Source organism: Leuconostoc carnosum (genome assembly GCF_014207505.1).
GTDB lineage: Bacteria > Bacillota > Bacilli > Lactobacillales > Lactobacillaceae > Leuconostoc > Leuconostoc carnosum.
The window spans coordinates 225,562-248,376 of the sequence record NZ_JACHGL010000001.1 but is presented as its reverse complement, the minus strand read 5'-3'; the positions used below and the strand labels follow the sequence as shown (position 1 = coordinate 248,376).

Annotated in this window: 17 protein-coding genes; all 17 read right to left on the bottom strand. The window is 37.9% G+C overall.

Going from position 1 to position 22,815, the window contains the following annotated elements; translation table 11 throughout:
* Positions 1-17: 17 nt before the first annotated feature.
* The 17 genes from HNQ98_RS01130 to glmS all read right to left on the bottom strand — a co-directional run bounded on the left by HNQ98_RS01130 (position 18) and on the right by glmS (position 22,774).
* A complete protein-coding gene (locus HNQ98_RS01130) occupies positions 18-1,007 on the bottom strand; it encodes a class A sortase (protein WP_135197522.1) in 990 nt (329 codons plus the stop codon).
* 106 nt (positions 1,008-1,113) lie between these two features.
* The gene (locus HNQ98_RS01125; protein WP_014974484.1) at positions 1,114-2,106 is read right to left on the bottom strand and encodes an aldo/keto reductase; all 993 of its coding nucleotides are present in this window, start codon (positions 2,104-2,106) and stop codon (positions 1,114-1,116) included.
* A 2-nt stretch (positions 2,107-2,108) separates the two neighbouring features.
* The gene (locus tag HNQ98_RS01120) at positions 2,109-3,002 is read right to left on the bottom strand and encodes a GDSL-type esterase/lipase family protein (RefSeq protein WP_135197523.1); all 894 of its coding nucleotides are present in this window, start codon (positions 3,000-3,002) and stop codon (positions 2,109-2,111) included.
* Entirely contained in the window at positions 2,999-3,973 is a 975-nt protein-coding gene (locus tag HNQ98_RS01115) for a ribose-phosphate diphosphokinase (protein ID WP_135197524.1), read from the bottom strand. Before HNQ98_RS01115 ends, HNQ98_RS01120 begins: the two co-directional genes overlap by 4 nt.
* A 40-nt stretch (positions 3,974-4,013) precedes the next feature.
* Positions 4,014-6,407, bottom strand: a complete 2,394-nt coding sequence (gene recD2 / locus HNQ98_RS01110) for an SF1B family DNA helicase RecD2 (protein ID WP_135197525.1) — start codon at positions 6,405-6,407, stop codon at positions 4,014-4,016.
* 32 nt (positions 6,408-6,439) lie between these two features.
* Entirely contained in the window at positions 6,440-7,093 is a 654-nt protein-coding gene (locus tag HNQ98_RS01105) for a histidine phosphatase family protein (protein WP_014974488.1), read from the bottom strand.
* Positions 7,086-7,433 (bottom strand): cysteine desulfurase, encoded by a 348-nt coding sequence (locus tag HNQ98_RS01100; RefSeq protein ID WP_135197526.1) that lies wholly within the window; start codon positions 7,431-7,433, stop codon positions 7,086-7,088. The genes HNQ98_RS01105 and HNQ98_RS01100 overlap by 8 nt, the downstream gene beginning before the upstream one ends.
* 126 nt (positions 7,434-7,559) lie before the next feature.
* Positions 7,560-8,675 carry a BMP family lipoprotein gene (locus HNQ98_RS01095; protein WP_135197527.1) on the bottom strand — a complete coding sequence of 372 codons (1,116 nt, stop codon included), beginning with the start codon at positions 8,673-8,675 and terminating at the stop codon, positions 7,560-7,562.
* A gap of 142 nt (positions 8,676-8,817) precedes the next feature.
* Positions 8,818-10,266 (bottom strand): RsmF rRNA methyltransferase first C-terminal domain-containing protein, encoded by a 1,449-nt coding sequence (locus tag HNQ98_RS01090; protein WP_135197528.1) that lies wholly within the window; start codon positions 10,264-10,266, stop codon positions 8,818-8,820.
* Entirely contained in the window at positions 10,266-11,177 is a 912-nt protein-coding gene (rbsK, locus tag HNQ98_RS01085) for a ribokinase (RefSeq protein WP_135197529.1), read from the bottom strand. Before rbsK ends, HNQ98_RS01090 begins: the two co-directional genes overlap by 1 nt.
* Positions 11,178-11,298: 121 nt before the next feature.
* Complete coding sequence (locus HNQ98_RS01080; protein ID WP_014974493.1) at positions 11,299-11,745, bottom strand: phosphate-starvation-inducible protein PsiE; 447 nt, start codon at positions 11,743-11,745, stop codon at positions 11,299-11,301.
* Positions 11,746-11,857: 112 nt separating this feature from the next.
* Positions 11,858-16,171, bottom strand: coding sequence for a PolC-type DNA polymerase III (locus HNQ98_RS01075; protein WP_135197530.1), 4,314 nt, complete (start codon positions 16,169-16,171; stop codon positions 11,858-11,860).
* Between the two features lie 54 nt (positions 16,172-16,225).
* A complete protein-coding gene (locus HNQ98_RS01070; protein ID WP_135197531.1) occupies positions 16,226-17,941 on the bottom strand; it encodes a proline--tRNA ligase in 1,716 nt (571 codons plus the stop codon).
* 77 nt (positions 17,942-18,018) lie between these two features.
* Positions 18,019-19,272, bottom strand: coding sequence for an RIP metalloprotease RseP (rseP, locus tag HNQ98_RS01065; RefSeq protein WP_135197532.1), 1,254 nt, complete (start codon positions 19,270-19,272; stop codon positions 18,019-18,021).
* Between the two features lie 7 nt (positions 19,273-19,279).
* Positions 19,280-20,074 (bottom strand): phosphatidate cytidylyltransferase, encoded by a 795-nt coding sequence (locus tag HNQ98_RS01060; RefSeq protein WP_014974497.1) that lies wholly within the window; start codon positions 20,072-20,074, stop codon positions 19,280-19,282.
* 3 nt (positions 20,075-20,077) lie between these two features.
* On the bottom strand, positions 20,078-20,857 hold the full coding sequence (uppS, locus tag HNQ98_RS01055; protein ID WP_014974498.1) for an undecaprenyl pyrophosphate synthase: 780 nt from the start codon (positions 20,855-20,857) through the stop codon (positions 20,078-20,080).
* Positions 20,858-20,968: 111 nt separating this feature from the next.
* Positions 20,969-22,774, bottom strand: a complete 1,806-nt coding sequence (glmS, locus tag HNQ98_RS01050; protein ID WP_135197533.1) for a glutamine--fructose-6-phosphate transaminase (isomerizing) — start codon at positions 22,772-22,774, stop codon at positions 20,969-20,971.
* Between the last annotated feature and the right edge of the window lie 41 nt (positions 22,775-22,815).

The window sequence follows — 22,815 nt, the reverse complement described above, 5'->3', positions numbered from 1 at the left end:
TAGGGTTGAATATATGACTATTTCGTACCACCAGCATCGCCATTAACGCCTTCTTCAATGCCTGGATTCCACCAATTAACACGGGCATTAGTAGAACGAATTTTTAAATTAAATTCACTGATATCACTTTTAGGTGCTTCTTGCCATGCATACGATTTAACCAGATGTGCATGTGTAATAATGCGATATTGAGTTGATGGGAAAAGGCAACTAATAATTGTTAATTCGGGTTGTACTGTTGGATTTAAAATGGCTACTTGTGAGGATTCAACGGTTTCTTGACCCGTAACCATATATCGATAAATGCCGTGCTCATTGGCCATGAGTACAGTGGTATCGTTCATCCAAGATGAACCTTTTAACTTACCATTAACTAAATAGGGATTATCATGATTAATCGACTGTTGTAAAGCACTAAAACCAGTACGTCCATCGTTAAAATTATGAGCAGCTAACCCATAATTACCCTTTCCCATAACAGGTTCGTCTTCACCAGTTGGGTCGGTTTCTGAATGATTAGCATAATTAGCACCAGCATTTAAACCTTTATCTGAGTAAGCATCATTATAAATTGGCAATAAAATATTTTGGCTTGGAATAGCTACAAATCCCTGTTTTTTTAACCCTTTAACAGCATTCCTCATGACCATTTTTTTAATCGTAGTTACTTCAGTTTTATCAACACGACTTTTTTTATTCGCAAGTGACCGTTCACGTTGATTGATTGGTTGAAGTATGGCATCTTTTACACCACCAATATTATTTTCATAACAAAATGTACCACCTATTACCACAAGCAGACCTAAACAGCCAGTAATTAATGCGTTGTAAATGACATTACGCTTGTTAATTACCCTTTTCTGTATGCCTTTAATGAACAGTTGATATAATACACCGATAAAAAATATTACTATGAAAAAAAGCATATAGAAAAGCAACTGCCCACCTAAATGAGATGGCAATTCTTTAACATCAATTGTCGCGGACAACATAATTGATAATACCATATTCACGACCCAATTTTATCAAACATCATCACTTTACTAGCATCCCCACGATTCATAAAAATATAACTTATGTACGATACAAACCGCACTGGCTTGTATATTGTTTCTACTGTTTTAATACTTTTTCAATTTGTACTAACTCATCATCACTAAATGACATATTATCGCTAAATGCCAGATTATCAAGCAAATGTTCAACTTTACTTGCCCCAATAACCACACTAGCCACACGCTGATCTTTTAACAACCAAGCAAGTGCCATTTGTGACAATTTTTGACCACGAGCCATCGCAATTTGATTTAAAGCATTTAATTTTGAAACTAATTTTTCTTTGCCATCTTCAAACAAGAAAGCATTTGTACGGTGAATTGGATAATCTTCTGGGATAGCATCCAAATAACGATCAGTCAACAAACCTTCTGCTAATGGCCCATATGCAATTAATCCAGCATGATTATTATCTAACACAGATAATAAATCATCTTTCTCCACGCCACGATTCAACATATTATATGATACCTGATTACCAATAAAAGGCGTACCAAGTCGATCAAATATTTTAGCAATTGCTGCCGTTTGTTCTGCAGTGTAGTTTGAAACCCCGACGTACAACGCCTTCCCCTGCTTAACAATTAAATCAAGTGCCTGTGCCGTTTCTTCTAAACGTGTGTTTGGATCCCAACGATGCGCATAAAAGATATCAACATAGTCTAATCCCATGCGCTGCAAGCTCATATCAAGTGCGGCAACTAGTGTTTTTTTACCAGAAAATTCTCCCAATGGTCCTGGCCACATATGGTACCCGGCCTTTGTGGTAATAACTAACTCATCACGATAAGGTTTTAAATCATGACGATATACCTGACCAAATGTTTCCTCTGCAGTACCATTACTTGGTCCATAATTCGATGCATTGTCAAAACTAAACACACCTTGGTCAAAAGCTTTTAAAATAACCTTTTTTGAATTTTCAAGTGGCATCTGATCTCCCAGATTCCGCCACAAACCAAATGAAACAGCTGGTAAAATCAAACCAGAATCGCTCACTCGGCGATAAGGCAATTTCTCATAACGATTGTCATCTGCTGCATAAACCATGATTATAATCCTTTCAAAATTAGTTCTGCGATCCGCTGGTGATCAGCCATCAGCGGATGAACGCGTTCGTTATCAATTTGCCAATGTGATGTATCCAGAATAACAAAATTATCAAAACGTTTGATTTCCCGTTGATAGATTGTCTCGAAAGCACCACTAAATGGTATTAACAAAACCATTTTAGCAGAATGAAAGCGTTTTATCAATTCAAGTAGATAAATTCGCAAACCAAAGGCGAAAGCTTCTTGGGTGGCACCATAATTAAAATCATTCGTGCCATAATTAATAATAACCAAATCAGTTACCACACGTGGCCGAATAACATTATCAGCGACATGCCAAAGTGCTTCAACCGCTGTTGGTTGCTGAAAAGGCGCACTAGCTGTTAATCCTGTTCCGCCATATGCAATACGATTTAAGGGCTTTTTTAAGGCCTCAGCGACTAAAAAAGGGTAACTTAATTCTGGATGGTGTCCATTGACATCCATACTTTCACCAGCTGTAATTGAATCTCCCACAAACGTTATATAAGGGAGGTTCGAATTGACTGGCGTAACAATACCCTGATCCACTAATAATGTTGTTAGAGTGACAGGATGTTGCCAGAAATTCAAACTATCAGTAAGCCATGTGCGTAATATAATACAAATATCTGCTTCATGTTCTCGTATATCAATAGTCAGTTTTTTATCAATAACGACATATTCTGTCCATACACTATGATTAATTTGTACTTCAAAAGTCAAGCCATCATACTCAGCGTCAAAAACTAACTGTATTTTACTCACATCAACAGTATGACATATGACACTAGCGCCAAATTGTGTTGTGATAAAGTGATTCTCAACTATTCCCCATTCCGGAGATAATAACGCTGTTAACTCAATTTCTTTCATAATATGACATCCAAATTATCAGGACTTTTCATGATACTTTCAATACTTTCAAACGCATTAACGCGGCGTATTGCTTCGGCAAACATCGGTGCGACTGAAACTTGTTTAAGGCGACTGAATTTCTTGTTTTCAGGGACTTCAATCGTGTTAGTAACCAAAATATATTCAATTACCGATGATTCTAACCGCTTAACAGCATTATCTGATAATACCGCGTGTGGCGCAACAGCATAAATAGTTGATACGCCTGCCACCGCTAATGCTTCAGCCGCAAGGACCATACTCGATCCAGTATCAATAATATCATCAACCAAAATTGCTCTTTTCCCGGTAACATCACCAGTAATAGCATACGGAGCATGTGGTGATACATTGTCTGTGCGACGATCAACAACCGCCCACTCAGCATGCAATAATTTAGCAAACTTACGTGCACGGCCAACACTTGAATGATCTGGTGCCACGACAACTAAATCATCACCTAACAAGTTATTTTCATAGAAATGATGACCCAACGTTGGCATAGATATTAAATGATCAACTGGAATATCAAAAAAACCTTGCACCTGTTCGGCATGCAGATCCATTGTAATCACACGTTTAACACCCTGTGATTCTAAAATATTGGCAATTAACCGAGCTGATATTGGTTCACGTGACCGCGCTTTGCGATCCGAACGTGCATACCCAAAATAGGGTAGTACAACATTGATCGTATTAGCAGATGCTCGGCGAGCTGCATCAATAAAAATCATTAGTTTCATAAAATTATCATTTACAGGATCAGAAATACCTTGAACAACGTAAACATCACGACCACGTACAGTATGTTCAATACGTTCGTAAATTTCGTTATCTGCAAATTGTCTCACATCTATAGGTGCTAGATTTGTATCTAAAATGCTAGCAATCTCAGTTGCTAAACCTGGATTACTCCCCAGGCTGAATAGTTGGTAATCAGGGCTTGTCATGATTTTCACTCCGTTTGTCTTCTTAATTCATTATAACAGGCTATTTGATATTTGGCATGAAATCATAAGGTGTCAGCCCATCTAGCCCAATTAATGGGTCAATAGCGCCAGTCATCACCATCTCTGTCGTTAACTGATGATCAATAATCGCTTTATTGTTATTTTTTTTAGGTACTGTGTCTATTTCTTGACGCGGCCCATCAATCTGCAAACGTTCTTTTAAAAATGTTAGGCGTGCTGGGACAGCAGTTTGTGCCGCTCGGCTAAAGGCTGCATATTCTCCTACTAAGATGAGCGCTTCTTTGGCACGAGTAATCCCAGTGTAAAGTAAATTACGATTCAGCATTAATCCAAAATGTGTGGTTAATGCCATAATCACCAACTTAAATTCATTGCCTTGCGCTTTGTGAACAGTTGTCGCATAAGCTAAAGTTAATTGATTAAGATTTTTCTTTGGATAAGGTAATTCTTTCCCATCAAAATCAACAACTAAACGATCTTCATGATCACTATTACCCTTATCATTTTTATATTCCACAGCAACAATTTTACCCATGTCACCATTAAAAACATCACGCTCACTATCATTTTCAAGTTGCAATACTTTATCCCCTTGGCGAAAAATAGTTGTGCCAAACTGCAAAGATTTTTGTGTTGGACGACTTGGATTAAAAAGTGCTTGCGCCATAGTATTTAAGGCATTCACTCCAACTGGTGTTTTATACATTGGCGTTAGAATTTGCAGGTCATCTTGTGTATAACCTTTTTTAACAGCTGCCTGTATAACTTGCTTTATGGCAGCATCCGCTTGTTCTGGGGCTACCATAAATGCTGAGCGATCTAACTGATTATTTAAGAAATCTGACGGCAATTCGCCTTGCTTGATATGTTGTGCAAGCGCGGTAATACTACTACCTCGACCTTGACGATAGATGATTTCTAATTCAGCATGCGCTATGACACCACTATTCACTAAGTCAGCTAAAACGTTGCCTGGTCCCACTGATGGTAACTGGTCCGAATCACCAACGATGATTAACTTCATACCATTAGGCACTGCTGCTAACAGTTTCGCAGTTAACTCAATATCTAACATTGATGCTTCATCAATAATCATCAAGCCCCCAGCCAGTGGATTATCAATATTAAATTCAGGCTCATCTAAATCAGCGATGCCTAGTAAACGATGAATTGTTGTCGCTTCATAGCCGGTCACCTCTGTCATTCGCTTAGCTGCACGTCCTGTGGGAGAAGCCATTTTAACAGCATAGGTTTTCAAGAACGCCTTAGCATCGTCTGCAAATTTAACACGATCCTTCAATAATTGGTGCCATGTTGCAACAATAGAACGCACAATGGTAGTTTTACCAGTACCCGGACCACCAGTCAATACAAACACCTGCGCACTTAACCCTAATTGAATTGCTTGTCGTTGCATGTCATCCAAAGTCATATTCCCTGGTGTAACAAACGCATCACAAATATCATTTTCAGTTAAATCAAGTGGATTCTTAGCTTGTAATAAACGTTTTAAATCATGAGCCACCGATTTTTCCGCCGCATACAAACTTGCTGTATATAAGCGATCGTCATCAGCTACAAGTGTCTCGTTGTCAAGCAATGTATCAATTGCTAATTCAACTTCATTTGACATACTATTATCACGAAGCATGTGGATACTTGTTTGTTGCAACTGTTGGCGCGTTAAATAAGTATGACCATGTTGAAAACTAACGTTCATAATTGTTGCATACACTGCTGCTTGTAAGCGTCGTTTATCATCACGATTAATTCCAATTTTATGGCCAATTTGATCAGCAGTTTTAAAAGAAATACCATCAAACTCAAAAACCAAACGAAAAGGATCTTGCGTTAGAATATCTTGTGCCTCATTCCCATATTGATCAAACAACCGTCCTGCAATATCAGCACCAATTCCAAACTGATTCCCAACCTGAAACAAACGTTCTAATCCTAGATTTAACTGTAATGTCCGCGCTAGCTTCTTAGCTTGTGCTTCTTTAACAATACCATCCAAAATACTAGTGTCATCCAAGATTAGATTGACTGCGTTTAATCCTAAATGATCGACAATTTTTTCTGCAGTTTTTTGACCAATACCAGAAAATTGTCCGCTAGCAAAATACTTAATCAAACCATTTTCATCTGGTGGTAATTCATTTTCATAACGTTCTACTTTAAGCTGTTTCCCATATTTAGGGTGACGCACAACATTACCATAAAAAACATAAACACTACCTTCTTGTACGTCGGCAAAAGTACCTGTTGCAATAATTTCTGGTTCGTCCCAATCTTCTAATGTTGAATCATCAATTTGAATAGATAATATTTTAAAATACGAATCACTGGACGCAAAAATGACGTTTTGCAACGTCCCAGTAATTTTTTCTAATTGTTGTTCCTGATATGCCATATATTAAAGTGCCAGTAATCAGCAAGACACCATTAAATGGTTGTCGAGTCATCCTGTTTTTTATTGAGGTACGTCGTATTATTCCAATCATCAATTTTAAAATGTTGACCATCTTGAGTTGATAAGATAGTTGTTGATGTATTACTCAAGCCACCACGTTCACGAATACTCATTCGTGGCTGTTGCAACAAATCATTGATCCCAAATGATAATTCCATGCCGTGTGACACGACTAAGATATTGTCATCCGGATAATGCTGAGCAATATTTTTAATAAAACGCGTAAAACGTTGGGCAGCTTTCGTGTAGCCTTCACCACCAAAATCCTGACCTTCAAAGGCATCCAAATTTTCACGATAATTATGAAATGCTTCTTTATATTTCAACTTGACATTGGCTACTAATTCACCCTCCCAATCTCCTAAATTGACTTCGACAATATTCGAACGTAGGGATAAAGGACCTTCATAATCTAGAGAACGTATAATATTTGTTGCAGTAATTTCAGCTCGGCGCAAAGGCGACGAAAACACACGTGCAAATGTTACATGCTTCAAATATTGCCCCACCTTTTGCATATCACTATAACTAGATGGCAAAAGATTTGAATCACCACTGCCACCTTGAAACCGACGTTCAAGGTTCCATTCAGTTTGTCCATGACGGACGAAATAAAATTTAGTCATTGTTAACCCTCTCTAGTACACCACGTGTCATCAATTCATCTATAAAAAAACGGTATAATGTAACAATTTCATCAGCATTCTTATTTTTAAAAATATCCACACGAACCACATCACCAGCGGATACTGTGCTGATCTTGAACCCTGTCAATTCACGATTAATTGATATTTTTAGCTGAATTGCATTATTAAGTGCTTTTTCTGGTTCCAATGCACGGTGTAAAACATGCACGCCTGCAGGATTCGTCACAAATCCTAAATCGCCCAGGGTGTATTTTTTAATGTTTTCACTTAATTTATATGTACCATCACTAGGGATTGTAACCTGTTTATCAAATGCCATATTATTTGCTTATTTAATCATTAACAATATATTATGCTAACCGTCCAAACAAGCTTCCTCCTAAAATGTACTTCATTTTAATTATACCAAAAAAGCACCACGACAGTGGCGCTCTCATTTAAAATATTAGAAGTTTTGGTTAAATGCAGAACCCTTAGGATGATTAGGCACTTTGATTGTGCCATCTATAATCGCTTTTTCCGCCTGCTTCACAACATTCATTTGTGATGCACTTAATTCTGACTCAGTTAAATAAACACCTTTTTCTTTTAAACCATAAGCAATTGTTTTCCCACCAGGGAAACTCTTGTCTTTGTTGTAAGTATCAGCAATATTTTTAACACCATCACCAACCGAAGTGATTGATGAAGCTAATGTTGATGTGACCTTTTTCCCATCTTTTGATGTATAGTTGCCATCAGATTTTTGGTCACGGTCAACACCAATGATATATAACCGATCCTTTGAATCGGCGGTTAACTTACTATTCTCAGCTTTAGCTTCAGCAAATGCACCGTTACCAACGAAACCAGCTGCAGCAAAAATTGTACGCGTACCTGAAGCATACATTGTTGCTGCTATTGTCTTCCCTTTGGCTGAATCAGTAAATGAATTGGCATATTGTTTTTTAATTTGTAACGATGGTTCTGTTGCCTTTACACCTGCTTCAAAGCCTGCATCAAAAGCATCGATGATATTACCATGAATGCCTCCGATAAAGCCAACTGATTTTTCGCCATTTTCTTTTGCTTTTGTAGCAGCAGCTACACCCGCCAAATATGATGATTGCTCTGATCGAAACATCACTGAGGTCACATTTTTATGATTTGATACAATATCATCAACTAGCACAAATTTCTGTTTAGGGTTTAACTTAGCAGATTTTTGGATGGATTGGTTTAATGAATAACCGATGCCATAAACAATTGTATATGCATCTTTTTTTGTTGCTAAATTAAAATTTTGATCCAAATCCGTACGATCTGTGGCACTAAAATAGGTTACTGGTGCATTTTGCCCAGCTTTTATTTTATTAGCTGTTGCATAGCTTTTAGCACCTTCCCAGGCTGATTGGTTAAATGAATGATCATCAACACCACCAACGTCCAAAACAAGACCTAGCTTTGCCACGTTTGTTTTATCAGCTGAATTTTTAGTATTTTTATTCACACTAGCATAAACACCGCCACCAATAACTAATACAGCAGCAATACTTGCTGCAATTTTAACAGATTTTTTCATTCTTATCTCCCTTATAATTATAACTTGAAATACCATATCACTATCATTATTAGATAACAGCCAGCTACAGCACAAGATATAATTATACGGTGTTTAAGATTATCGACAAGCCCTTTTTATGGGATTGACAAACTAACAATATTTAATAATTGTCATTTGATAGTGTGTTATCGTTTGGCTTAACAACAAAACGTAGCCCTTTTGGAAAGAAATTTTTTATCTGACCATCTACATAACGACCCCAGCCAACACCATTACCATTGGCTATCAACAGTATCCAACCTTTTTCGAACCTACTATCCGGACGAATCACATCCCCATGGACAAATTTTGCCCAATCATCATGAGATAGTTCATAATATTGCTTAAATTGTTTTGGATGTAATGCTAACGCTAAAGCATGTGCCGGCTCAAAACGTTTCTTTTTAAAGGTCCCCATCTCTAATCCAAGGCGAAGTATTTTCATTTTGGATATGTCTGGTGTATCATTCGGCGCCAAGTAAAGACGCTCACCAAATAACATCCACTGACGCCCCGAAACTGAAAAATCACGCATTGTTTCTTCAATAAATGCATTTAAAATTTCTTGACGATCTCGATCAAGCACTTGCGGCTTGAGATCTTGAATCGTTTGAGGCGTTGGTATCGCATGTTCTGATAGTTTAAGTTTTGCCACAAAATGGCCTTCACCGTTCAGCTTTTGTGGCCATAAACGTGCTGTCTTTTTTAATTCAATCTGTGTAGCCGTGCGACTTTCTGTTGTTACACCATCTGTGTATTGCTTATCTGCCCACTCTGGGTGACCATCACTAATATGACTACCACTTGTTTTAGCAATAGTTTCTACAGTAAAATCTGGATATTCTTGCAACAACCAAGCAATCATTTGTTCATCTTCTTCGGGTGAAAAAGTACAAGTTGAATAGACAAGTTCACCACCAGGACGCAACATTTTAACTGCTTCACGTAAAATTTCTTGTTGTAAGTCAGCCAGTTCTTGTGGAAAATCATGATGCCATTGTGTGACTGCTATTGCATTTTTGCGAAACATTCCCTCACCGGAACATGGTGCATCTAACAAAATTTTATCAAAAAAATGTGGTAATTGTTGACTTAATTCAGCTGGTGTTTGTGATGACACTATGGCATTTTGTACACCAATACGCTCAATATTTTCACTTAATATTTTTGCGCGGCTCATAAATATTTCATTCGACCACAACAACCCATCTTGTTGCATAAAAGCAGCCAAATGCGTTGATTTGCCACCTGGTGCAGCTGCCAAGTCTAAGACGCGTTCCCCGGGATTTGGATGCAATACCTCGGCTACAAACTGAGCGGAGGGCTCTTGCGAGTACACAACACCCGTCACATGATCAATTGAATGGCCAAATACTGGTCCAAAATGCCCCCATTTACCATAAGGCACCTGCCCCTCATCTATTGTGTCACTCAAATTGGCATTACTTTTTAATGGATTGATCCGATAACCTTTTTGAATAGGTTGCTCAAAAGCTTGAAAAAATGCGTGACTTTCTTTACCTAATAAGCGTTCATATTTTATTTTAAAATCCTCAGGTAATTTAACCATCAATAACTATCAACCTCAATACGTGTTGGAATAGAAGGGATCGCTCCCTGCCTTGTGACAGCTATTGCACTTGCAGTACTTGCGCGATGTACAGCTTCATCAAGGTTACTAAAATCAGGTGCCAAAACACTGGCCAATGTGCCAATAAAAGTATCACCCGCAGCAGTTGTATCTTCTGCAGTCACTTTAATTGGCTTTTGCCACCAACGATGACTCCCATCAGCAATAAAAGATCCTGCATCTCCTAATGTGATAATACTACGTGGTACGCCCTTTTCTAATAATGCATCACTGACTTGATTAAGGATCTCTTCCGTATTCTCAACTGTCAATCCTGTTAATAATTGTGCCTCAGTTTCATTGGGTAAAATGATATCAGTCACAGCTGTTAATTCCGGTGTTAATTCGTAAACAGCAGGTGCTGGATTGAGTATTGTCTGGACATTATTATTTTTAGCAATCTTAAAAGCCACCGTAATGATATCTAGTGGCACTTCAAATTGTGCAATCAGTGTATCTGCACTAGCAATTAATTCCTCGTTTAAATCAGAAATTGTCAATGCTTGATTTGAACCACCATGAATTAAAATGGTATTGGCCCCATTATCTTGTAACATGATATAAGCTGAACCAGTTGGTACATCACCATTTGTCATGACAGAATCGACATTTATCCCATTGGCAAGTAATGTTGTGCGCATAAATTGTCCGTTGGTATCATTCCCAACAGCCCCAATAAATGATACATCTGCCCCTTGACGTGCTGCAGCAACAGCTTGGTTTGCACCTTTACCACCAGGAGCAGTACTAACATCGGTTAAAGCCATTGTTTCCCCAACTAATGGCATACGCGGCATTTTCATAATATTATCAACATTCAAACTACCAAGTACAACAATTTTTTTTGACATAATTTTTTAAGCGCTATTAACGTCTCTTGAAACTAACAGCGCATTTCCTCCATAAAATTTATTGAAACAGATGAATCATATCAACAAACACAATCTATCGTGTTTTTAAGACTGAATTACACTATATTGACTCATCAATATCGTTGTTTTCCTTATTAAGTTGCTTTGTTTTTGCACTAAGAAATCTATAAGTTGTTAACGCAATAACTAAGATTAAAATAGCAGTCGACAACAAAACTGTTTTATTAGTTTGATCATGATATACCAAAATAGCACGAATCAATGCTGTTATGCCAATATACAAAAAACTTTCCATACTAATATGTGCGTCTTTAACAAAGTATTCTCTTACCAAACTCACAAACTCAAAAAACAAGAAAACAGCCAATGTTGATTCTGTGATCTCAGTAAAATGGTCACGCACATCATTAACGGTGAGCAATAGATGAGCCAAATTATAAACTTCTCTCAACAAAAAACCAAAAAGAACAATACCAATTAGAATAATTAATATATTCAAAATGTATTCAAAGTAGTTAGCTACCTTTTGATGCCACTCATGTTTCATAATTCATTTCCTTTTTTTGTCGTAAATTTATCATACATTTTCGTTAGACTGGTAACAAGTATAACGCTTGCCTTATCATTTTTCACGTGATAAGAACTGGGGAATAATCTACTTAAAAATCAAACAAGCTCAGTTGGTTTTCATCTGGCATACCATCTAAAACTGAATTTCGCGTTAAATAATCAACGATAGTTTGTGAAACTTTACCACGTTTTTTAAGATCTTCTTTACTCAAAAACTTTTTTTCTTGTCTCGCAACAATTATTTGTTTAGCGACGTTATCACCAAGACTTGGCACAGCAGAAAATGGCGGAATCAATGTATCATCTTCAATAACCCATTCATTAGCTTCAGATTTATAGAGATCAACCATAGAAAATTTAATACCACGTTCAAGTGCTTCATTCGCCATTTCAAGTACTGTCATCAAATTTTTATCACCAACCGTTGCATCATTTCCCAGCGATCGTAACTTTTTCAATGCTTCCTTAGTAGCATTCTTTCCACGACTCATTGCAACAATGTCAAATTGATCAGCACGTACTGAAAAATAAGTGGCGTAATAAATTGAAGGGAAATAAAGTTTAAAATAGGCTATTCTTAAGGCCATCAACACATATGCTGCCGCGTGCGCGCGTGGAAACATATATTTAATTTTCAGCATAGATTGAATATACCACTCTGGAATTTTAACCTCGCGTAATTGCGCTTGATACTCATCGGTGATACCTTTACCTTTACGTACCTTTTCCATGATATTGAAAGCATCTGATGCTGGCATGCCCCAGTTAATTAAATCGGTCATAATTTTATCACGAGTTCCAATAACTGTACCAATAGTTGCCGTCCCGTTTTCAATTAATTCGTTGGCATTGCCTAACCAAACGTCCGTACCATGCGACAATCCAGATATTTGTAGTAATTCTGAATAGTTATGTGGCTGTGTTTCTTCTAACATGCCACGCACAAATCCCGTTCCAAATTCCGGCAATCCCAGTGTCCCAGTTTTCGAAAAGATTTGTTCCTCAGTCACATTCAGTGCGTCAGGCGAAGTAAATAAACTTAACACACCGGGATCGTTAGCTGGAATTGATTGTGGATCAATGCCAGACATATCCTTTAATGTACGAACCATCGTTGGATCATCATGCCCTAAAATATCCATTTTTAATAAATTATCATGAATTGAATGATAATCCATGTGTGTTGTTTGCCATAATGATTTTTGATCATCAGCCGGATATTGCACTGGTGTAAAATCATAAACTTCATATTCACGTGGCACAATCAAAATACCACCAGGATGTTGCCCTGTTGTTCTTTTGACACCCGTAATACCTTGCGCTAAGCGCTCAACTTCCGCACCGCGATAATGTTTATCATGATCACGTTCATAACCTTTGACATAACCGAAAGCCGTTTTTTCTGCTATAGTCGCAATTGTGCCAGCACGATACACATTGTGTTCTCCAAAAAGCACTTTCATATAATTGTGCGCAATAGGTTGATAGTCTCCCGAAAAATTAAGATCAATATCTGGTACTTTATCCCCTTTAAATCCCATAAATGTTTCAAAAGGAATATTTTGACCGTCACCTATTAACATATCTCCTGGATGATTAGGATCTGGCTTATCGGGTAAATCATAACCAGATTCATAGACATTGGGATCGGCCAATTCAAAATAATCACCATGTGCACTACGATAATGAGGTGCAAATGGGTTAACTTCGGTAATTCCAGACATTGTAGCAACAAATGATGAACCAACAGAACCACGGGAACCAACCAGATAACCATCTTTATTAGATTTTTCCACTAACCGCTGTGATATCATATAATGTGGCGCGAATCCATTGCCAATAATAGCCTTTAGTTCTTGATCAATTCGTGCTTGAATGACATCTGGAATGGGATTACCATACCATTTTCTTGCCGTTTCTAGTGTACGTTGCGTTAATTCTTCACTAGCACTAGGAATATTTGGTGGGTAAGAACCACTTTTTAAGGGTGTAACAGTCTCTAGCATATCAGCAACAACATATGTATTGTCAATGATTAGCTTTTTAGCTAAGTCTTCCCCCATGAATGCATAGTCATCTAGTAATTCTTGTGTCGTTCGAAAGTATATTTCTGGTAAAGCTGTGCGATTTTGAGGGTTACCGGGTTGTGTCCCAATCAAAATATCTCGGTAAATTTTATCTTCTGGGTTCGTGTATTTAACATCACCAGTCACAACAACTGGTTTCTCTAATTCATCGCCAATAGTTACCATCTCGTTTAAGATGTCGTGCAACTTATCTTCATTACTAATTAATCCAGATTCTAGCATCGGTGCATAATTGGCAGTTGGCTGTATTTCAATATAATCGTAGTATCTAGCTTTCGATAAAGCGGCATCGTGACCTTTCTCAATTAGCGTCACAATAACCTCACCGCCTGTATCACCTGTCCCAATAATCAAGCCTTCACGATACTGATTTAAAATTGAGCGGGGGATCCGTGGCACACGTGCAAAAAATTCAATATTCGATAATGACACGAGTTTGTATAAGTTTTTTAACCCAACCGCATTTTTTACCAACACTGTCGCATGTACAGGACGCCCATGTTTCCAAGCATTACCTTCAGTCATATGATCATTTAATTGGCTATGTTCGGTCAAATCAAAGCGTTCTTTAGCCTCTTTAATCAAACGCCAGGCGATATGTCCAGTAGTTTCAGAATCAAAGATGGCACGATGCGCCTGCTCTAAATTAATATTGAATCTTTTGGCGATGGTCCCCAATCGATATGATTTATAATCTGGATATAGCCAACGCGTAAACGGTAATGTATCGATTACTGGCGTGGTTATTGCTTTTTGTTGATAACGCGCATAAGCAGCATTCATAAAACCAACATCAAATGTGACATTGTGCCCAACTAGTATTGAATCTCCAACCCAATCACGAAAACGCGTAATAATATTTTCTTCTGTATCTGAATTGGCTACCATAGCATCAGTAATAGATGTTAATTCTGTAGTAAAGTCTGATAAAGGAAATCCTGGATTAATATATTCTGAAAACTTATCAATGACATTGCCTAACTGCATTTTAACAGCTGATAATTCTATGATTTTATCTGAAACAGCTGATAATCCAGTTGTCTCCAAATCAAAGGCAACATAAACCGTATCTTTAGCTAATAAACTAATTGGCGCAAGATTAAATGCTATTGGTTCCCCATCTTCCACTAAGTTAGCTTCCATACCGTAGATCATTTTTAAATCATTTTTTTGACCCGTAGCCACAGCCTCGGGGAAGCCTTGTACATTGGCATTATCTACAACAGCTAATGCTTCTTGTCCCCAATCTTTAGCTAATTTTCCGACTTGCGAGTAGTGAGTAACAGCGTCCATTGATGACATAGCCGTATGCACATGTAATTCAATTCGTTTCCGATCACCTTGATAAGTTTCTTGTCTTTGTTTGTGATCAACAACCTGTAAATCATAAATATTAAGTACTAACTCGCGCGCATAGGTGTCTTCTTGAACATTACCAGACATGCGTACCCACATACCTGCTTTCAGTCCATCAAAAACAGCTTCATCAGTTTCATTATTTGAAAACTTTTTAGCAGCAATAGAGCTCGAGTAATCAGTGATTTTTATTGTCATTAATTTCCGACCAGAACGTAGCTCACGAACTTCATTAGCAAAAATATAACCTTCTACAACAACACGATTTTCTTCACCTTCAATAGACTCGAGTCGTGTAATATCTGCATCTGCGGCAATTTTTCGACCTAAAGCTAACGTTACCCCTTCAGACGTTGCCTTTGTCTTGGCCTGCTCATTCGCATGAATTGTCTTTTGTAAATCTTCGCGTGCCTTGGCATGTCGTTGTGCAACACTATCTTCAATTTGCTGTGCCAATGTTTCATCTTGCTGCGGTGTGAACACCAGCTTTGGAAAACCAAAATTTTGATAGGCTGCTACAATTGAATGCAACACTGGATCTCGTAAGACATTAAATAGCAATTGTGCACCAACCATAATACTATAGTGGTTAGTTTCAAGTGACTTTAACTCGGTATTACTTTCCAATTGCTGAATCATTGCATGGTTTAATTCAGAGTCATCTAAAGCAAAATGCCAATATTGTTGAACTAAATCATCATTAATTTGTTGGTCAACCGTTTGAATGATCAGTTTTGGCATAGCAATATTAATAAAAGCAGCACGTAGGTTCTGTTGTAATTGTATATATACATTTGCTGGTAAAATATGGTCTAGTTCAACATAAAATATCCAAGTCTTGTCGGACGTTGAAACCGCCACTTGTTTTAATGCACCTGATTTAAAAAAACCACGAATATCATCTGATATTTCAATTTGGTTTAATAAGTGTTGTAATTGTTCTTGCTGGGTTAATGCCATGTTTTCCCCTAAAAATTGAGTAAAAAAGCCGAACTGATCGGCTTTTTTGTAACGTTATTTATCACCGTCTAGTAATACTGAGACTGAATCAACTACTTCACTGACTCGCATTTCAATATTTGTATTACTTGCGCGAACCTTCACTTCGACAATATCTTCGCTCGCCTTTTTACCAACGGTAATACGAATAGGTAAACCAATTAAATCTGCATCTGCAAACTTAACACCAGCTCGCTCCTTACGATCATCAACAAGAACTTCTAGTCCTTGTGCTGTTAACAAACTCTCTAGTTGACCTGCTATGCGAGACTGATCCTCGTCTTTTGTATTAATCGGTACAATATGCACGTCAAATGGCGCTACACTAGCTGGCCATACTAACCCAGCTTCATCTGCGCTCTGTTCAGCTATTGCACTTAATAAGCGCGATACACCAATACCATATGATCCCATAATCATATCAGTTTGACGTCCATTTTTATCCAAAACTTGTGCGCCCATTGCTTTAGAATAGCGGGTACCTAACTTAAAAATATGCCCAATTTCAATTCCCTTAGTAAAGATCAATTTACCTTTGCCATCTATAGCCAAATCACCTTCACGAGCAGTACGGAAATCACTAATATTTGCTTCCTCAAGTGTCACATCACGATCCCAGTTAATATTGATGTAATGATGATCATCACTATTGGCACCAGCCGCAAAGTTCACCAAATCAGCAGCACGTTCATCAACTAATAAACGTACATCTTCTGGTAAATTAACAGGTCCCAATGAACCAAATCCAGCACCAAATTGGCGACGTACTTCTGACTCTTCCGCTAATTCTAAGGTATCAGCATGTAAGAAATTTTGCACTTTAACAGGGTTCACTTCAAAATCCCCAGTTGTAACAACAGCAATAAATGTTTCATCTGCCACAAAAATAATTGTTTTAGCTAAATGTGCCGCTGGTACATCCAAAAAAGCAGATAATTCATCAATCGTCTTTTCGTTTGGTGTATCAATTTTAGTCAATTCTTTGAGCTCTTCATGTGACTTTTGGGGCACATAAAAATCTTTAGCCATTTCTAAATTGGCAGCATAGTCAGTCGCGTCTGAATAAGCTATAGTGTCCTCTCCAGCTGCTGCGGGTGCAGAAAATTCTTTTGAATCAGAGCCCCCCATTGCACCAGCATCACCAACAATCGCACGGTATGACAAACCAACTCGGTTAAATATTTTCACATACGCTGACTCCATATCATGAAATGATTTATCTAGGCCTTCCTCATCAGCACTAAATGAATAAGCATCTTTCATAATAAATTCACGGGTACGTAACAAACCAAATCTTGGTCGGTTTTCATCTCGAAATTTAGCTTGAATCTGATAAACAACAAGTGGCAACTTCTTATAAGACTTAATATCATCTGCCATCAATTGCGTAAACGTTTCTTCGTGTGTTGGTCCTAAAATAAAATCACGATTTTGACGATTTTTAAATTTATATAAATCAGGTCCATAAGTTGAATACCGTCCTGATTTTTGCCAAAGTTCAGCTGGCAAAATTTCAGGTACCAGCATTTCATTGGCATCAATTTCCGCCATTTCTTCGCGTACAATCGTCTCAATTTTGTTAATGACACGTTTAGCTAATGGTAGATATGAAAACATACCGGCAGCAACAGGTCGAATGAACCCTGCCTTAAGTAATAGTTGATGGCTCTTAACTTCAGCATCTGCAGGTACATCACGCAATGTTGGCATTAATAACTTTGATTGTTTCATGAATTCTCCTCGTTTGTTTGTGAATTATGTACGGGTATCACACAGTTTAATGCATGTACCTGTAGTTTATAAAAATATCATCTCAATAAATCATTAATTGTAACAGCAATCATCAGCACAATCAAAAATACTGCGCCAACAATGGTTACTGTATTTTCAATAATTGAAGGTAATGGGCGACGTAAAATACCTTCAATGATATTTAAGATTAACTTCCCACCATCTAGTGCCGGTATAGGTATCAAGTTCATTATACCTAGATTAATTGATAGCATAGCCATAAAAGCTAAAATACTTAAGAATCCAATCCGTGCGACACTAGATGTTTCTCTGGCAATTGAAACCGGACCACCTAACTTATCCAAGCTAAAGCCACCGGTAAATAAATGTGTTAAGGCATGCCATACTTGTTGGATAGTCATCCCAGTGGTAACAAACCCATATTGAATGCGCGCAGTGATATTCGTATGCGTTTTAGCTGTTATACCAATCAACGTCGAATTAACACCATCTATTTTAACAGTTTTAGGTGTGACGTCAACTCGTTTCTGTTGGCCTTGACGTGAAATCACAAATGTTAGTTGTTTCCCATTGGCAGCACTAATACGTTCTGTGACATCTTGCCATGATTTTGTGTCTTGACCATCAATAGATCTAATTTTATCATCTGCTTGTAATCCAGCTTGTTTAGCAGGCATATTATTTTGCACACCACCAACTACCGCTTCATTTAATGTCACGCTAGGTGCAGCAAAACCAAGTCCGGAAAATACGATAAAGGCCAAAATAAAATTCATTAATGGCCCGGCAATGTTAATCATCGCACGTTTGAATAGTGGCGCACTTTGAAACCAAGTATCACGTGGTGCTATTTGTACTTCAATACCATTTTGTTCAATTATTGTTGCATCATGATCCACCACTATTGTGGTTAATTCTTCAGCGTTATTTAAATAACCTGTTAATGTTAAAGCATCACTCAAATCAAATGAGTCTACTTGAAAAGGTACGCCATCATGTGCTTCTTCAACACGTGTATCTAATGTCGTAACATGTTGTTGTGCATTAAATTCAAGCATTAATCTTTGACCAGCATCTAAGTCCGCTGTTTCATCCATGCCAGCCATACGTACATAGCCGCCAACTGGTAAAATACGAATCGTGTATGCTGTATGGTTACGATTCCAACTTAATAGTTTTGGCCCCATCCCTATCGCAAATTCACGCACCAAAACACCCGACCGTTTGGCAATGAAAAAATGACCAAACTCGTGAACTGTGACCAAGACACCAAAAACAAATATAAACGAAATAATTGCAGTTAAATTCATATACTTTTTATCCTAACATGCCTAAAATCGCCATCAATGGCATCACAACTAGCATCGAGTCAAATCGATCCAAAATACCACCATGACCTGGCAAAATATTACCAGAATCTTTGACACCAAAATGCCGTTTAAATCCTGACTCAATCAAATCACCCAGTTGACCGGCTATTGATAATACAAGGGCCAGTCCAAACATATCAATCAAACTATAAGTTGGCAACCAATGGCATAACGTATAAATTACAGGCACAATGATCACTGCAATCAAACTACCACCAATTGAGCCTTCCCAAGTCTTATTAGGGCTTATTTTTGGTGCTAATTTATTCTTCCCGATTGCACGTCCGACCATGTAAGCACCTGAATCCGTGATCCAAACAATCAGCATACCAAACATCACAGTTGAAAGCCCTTTACTGTCCGCTTGAAAAAAATAATGAAACCCTGTACCAACATAAAGTATAGCTAAAGTTAATGTGCCCGCATCATCAAAGTTAAAATGATTACGACTAAATACCGTCTGCAATAGTAAAAAGAAGGCTAGAATATAAAAAATTATGTGTGCACTATTTACCCAAGGAATATCTTGCCAGAAATTATTGGGTAAAATGATAACAACAACTCCGATAAAACTAATCATAGCCTCAGCAGAAACGAAAAAACGATGTTTCATACGTAAAATTTCACTGATACCGATAATACCCAATACCAGTGTTAAAATAAGTAAAGGTGTATGCCCAATAACTAGAAGCGGTACAAAAATGATTAAAGCCACAATGGCTGTCAAAACACGTGTTTTCATCTATTAAGACTCACTTTCAGAATTTTGCGTTAAGCCGCCAAAGCGACGATCACGTAAGGTATAAGCAGAAATTGCCTGGTTTAGATCCTCGGCAGTGTAATCCGGCCAAAGCACATCAGTAAAGTAGAGTTCTGAATAAGCAGCCTGATAAGGCATAAAGTTACTTAAACGTAATTCTCCCGAAGTACGAATCATTAGATCAGGCGCCGCTAAATCACCTAAATCACTAGTATTTAGTACGTTAGCAAACATATCTGCGTTAATTTCATCTGGTGATAGTAAGCCATCCGCTACACGTTGTGCCAAAATCTTAGTTGCTTCAATAATTTCTAATTGACCACCATAATTCAAAGCAAAGTTTAAAACCATACCTGTATTATCTGATGTTTGTCTAATCGCTCGTTCAACCGCCTTTTGTGTCCCAGCCGGTAATCTATTAATATCGCCCATGACTTTAACTCGAATATTATTTTTAACTAAATCTGGGACAAATTCATTAAAAAAATCGATTGGTAACTGCATCAAAAAGCTAACTTCATCATTAGGACGCGTCCAATTTTCAGTTGAAAAAGCATACAATGTTAGTACTTTAACACCTAAATCACTGGCTGTTTTAGTCACACGCTTAACTGTATTCATCCCAGCCTTATGGCCAGCAGCACGTGGCATGAAACGTTTTTTTGCCCAACGTCCATTGCCATCCATAATGATTGCAATATGATTAGGAATCTTTAAATTTGTCATCTCTGAGTTGAGACTATTTTTAGTTTTAAACAACGCCAAGGCAACTCTCCTTCATGCACATTTGTGTGCAACAGTATCAAGTATTATTCTACCAGATGTCAGGTCATGGTACAAAAAAACGTGATAAATTTCCCTATCACGCTCAGAATTTTATTGAACTGTTACAGACTTTGCTAAGTTACGTGGACGATCAACATCCAAGCCACGATCTAATGTCGCATAATAAGCAATCAACTGTGTTGGAATAACTGCTAATAAAGGCATTAATAATTCATTAACATCTGGTAATAAATAAGCGTCTCCTGGTTTAGCAAGTGATTGGCTAGCTATCACAATTGTATTCGCACCACGTGCTGCAACCTGAGAAATTTCACCACGTACTAATCCTGCAGTTTTAGATTGCGTAAGCAAGGCAAATACCGGTGTACCATCTTCAATCAATGAAATGGTGCCGTGCTTCAATTCGCCAGCTGCAAAGCCCTCTGTTTGAACATATGAAATTTCTTTCAGTTTCAAAGCTGATTCCACGGCTACTGCGGCATCCAACCCACGACCAATATAAAAAGCTGAATGGCGATCATGCAACGCATCTTCGGCAATATCTTTAAACTGATCCTTCTGATCAGTAATGACCTGCATTTCAACAGCTACTTTAGCTAATTCATGTTTCAAATCTAGACCACTGTCACCAATTGCATGTGCCAAAATAGCTTCAACAATAACTTGTGCTGTATAGGCCTTAGTAGATGCCACGGCGATTTCCGGTCCAGCAAGTAACGGCAAAGCAAAATCAGCCTCACGTGTTAACGTTGAGTTCAATACGTTAGCCATTGTCAATGACGGATACCCTTGTTTAACAACATTATCTAACACTTCACGAGAATCAGCCGTTTCACCAGATTGACTCAAGAAAATAAAGAAAGGTTTTTTACTCAACAAGGGCTGATCATAGGCAAACTCAGAAGAAATGTGTACTTCAGTTGGTTTACCCGTCCATTGTTCAAAGTAACGCTTGCCGACTAGGCCAGCATGATATGAGGTCCCGGCTGCTACAATATAAAGACGGTCAGCTTGCTTGATACGATCAATAATTGACTGATCAATATTGATAACTTGACCATTATCATCAAAATAGTACTGTGATAATGTACGTGCAACAATTGCTTGTTCATCGACTTCTTTGAGCATGTAGTAAGGATAGACACCTTTATCTGTCTCAGAAGCGTCAATGTCCAAATAAAATGGTTCACGAGAAACAGAATCTCCTGTCTCATTATATAAAGCCACATTAGTTTTGCTGATAACAGCAACTTCGCCATCCATTAACTCAATAAAATATTGAGTAACATCAAGCATTGCAGAAGCATCTGATGTCACAACATTGCCATCGTCAGAAATACCAATCAACAATGGTGATTTCTTCTTAGCGGTATACAACAAGTCCGGTGTTTGGCGATCCATAAGTAAAAATCCATAAGCTGAATTGTTGTCCAGCAGTGAAATCATCTTACGAAATGCATCGAGTGTTGATAACTCATCTTCTTTGGCAAATTTGTCAATTAATTGTACTGCAATTTCTGTATCAGTTTCTGAATGTAAAGTGACACCTTGTAAATAAGTGTCTCGTAATTCATCATAGTTTTCAATAACACCATTGTGCACTAAATAGAAGCGTCCATCTTCTGAGCAATGTGGGTGCGCATTTTCAACAGAAACACCACCATGTGTCGCCCAGCGTGTATGTGCAATACCAGCTGTTCCTGTAATACCTTTACCCTTGGTTGCCTCTTCAAGCAACGCCACACGGCCTTGTTGACGCACTAGAAAATCTCCTGCGTCGCCACCGTTAACATAAACACCAGCTGAATCATAGCCTCGATACTCTAGTTTTTCCAAACCCTTCAATAGAGTTGGTAACGCTTCATGATTACCTGTGCATCCAACAATTCCACACATAGAAATAATCCTCTTTTCAAAATTGGTTTATTTTATTTATT

Bases quoted from the DNA above. Each gene is read 5' to 3' on its own strand.
- HNQ98_RS01125 (WP_014974484.1), bottom strand. From the start codon at position 2,106: ATGGTTTATGCAGCAGATGACAATCGTTATGAGAAATTGCCTTATCGC.
- HNQ98_RS01115 (WP_135197524.1), bottom strand. From the start codon at position 3,973: ATGACAAGCCCTGATTACCAACTATTCAGCCTGGGGAGTAATCCAGGT.
- HNQ98_RS01070 (WP_135197531.1), bottom strand. From the start codon at position 17,941: ATGAAACAATCAAAGTTATTAATGCCAACATTGCGTGATGTACCTGCA.
- HNQ98_RS01075 (WP_135197530.1), bottom strand. From the start codon at position 16,171: ATGGCATTAACCCAGCAAGAACAATTACAACACTTATTAAACCAAATT.
- HNQ98_RS01105 (WP_014974488.1), bottom strand. From the start codon at position 7,093: ATGACTAAATTTTATTTCGTCCGTCATGGACAAACTGAATGGAACCTT.
- rseP (WP_135197532.1), bottom strand. From the start codon at position 19,272: ATGAATTTAACTGCAATTATTTCGTTTATATTTGTTTTTGGTGTCTTG.
- recD2 (WP_135197525.1), bottom strand. From the start codon at position 6,407: ATGGCATATCAGGAACAACAATTAGAAAAAATTACTGGGACGTTGCAA.
- glmS (WP_135197533.1), bottom strand. From the start codon at position 22,774: ATGTGTGGAATTGTTGGATGCACAGGTAATCATGAAGCGTTACCAACT.
- HNQ98_RS01060 (WP_014974497.1), bottom strand. From the start codon at position 20,074: ATGAAAACACGTGTTTTGACAGCCATTGTGGCTTTAATCATTTTTGTA.
- HNQ98_RS01100 (WP_135197526.1), bottom strand. From the start codon at position 7,433: ATGGCATTTGATAAACAGGTTACAATCCCTAGTGATGGTACATATAAA.
- rbsK (WP_135197529.1), bottom strand. From the start codon at position 11,177: ATGTCAAAAAAAATTGTTGTACTTGGTAGTTTGAATGTTGATAATATT.
- HNQ98_RS01090 (WP_135197528.1), bottom strand. From the start codon at position 10,266: ATGGTTAAATTACCTGAGGATTTTAAAATAAAATATGAACGCTTATTA.
- HNQ98_RS01130 (WP_135197522.1), bottom strand. From the start codon at position 1,007: ATGGTATTATCAATTATGTTGTCCGCGACAATTGATGTTAAAGAATTG.
- HNQ98_RS01095 (WP_135197527.1), bottom strand. From the start codon at position 8,675: ATGAAAAAATCTGTTAAAATTGCAGCAAGTATTGCTGCTGTATTAGTT.
- HNQ98_RS01080 (WP_014974493.1), bottom strand. From the start codon at position 11,745: ATGAAACATGAGTGGCATCAAAAGGTAGCTAACTACTTTGAATACATT.
- HNQ98_RS01120 (WP_135197523.1), bottom strand. From the start codon at position 3,002: ATGAAAGAAATTGAGTTAACAGCGTTATTATCTCCGGAATGGGGAATA.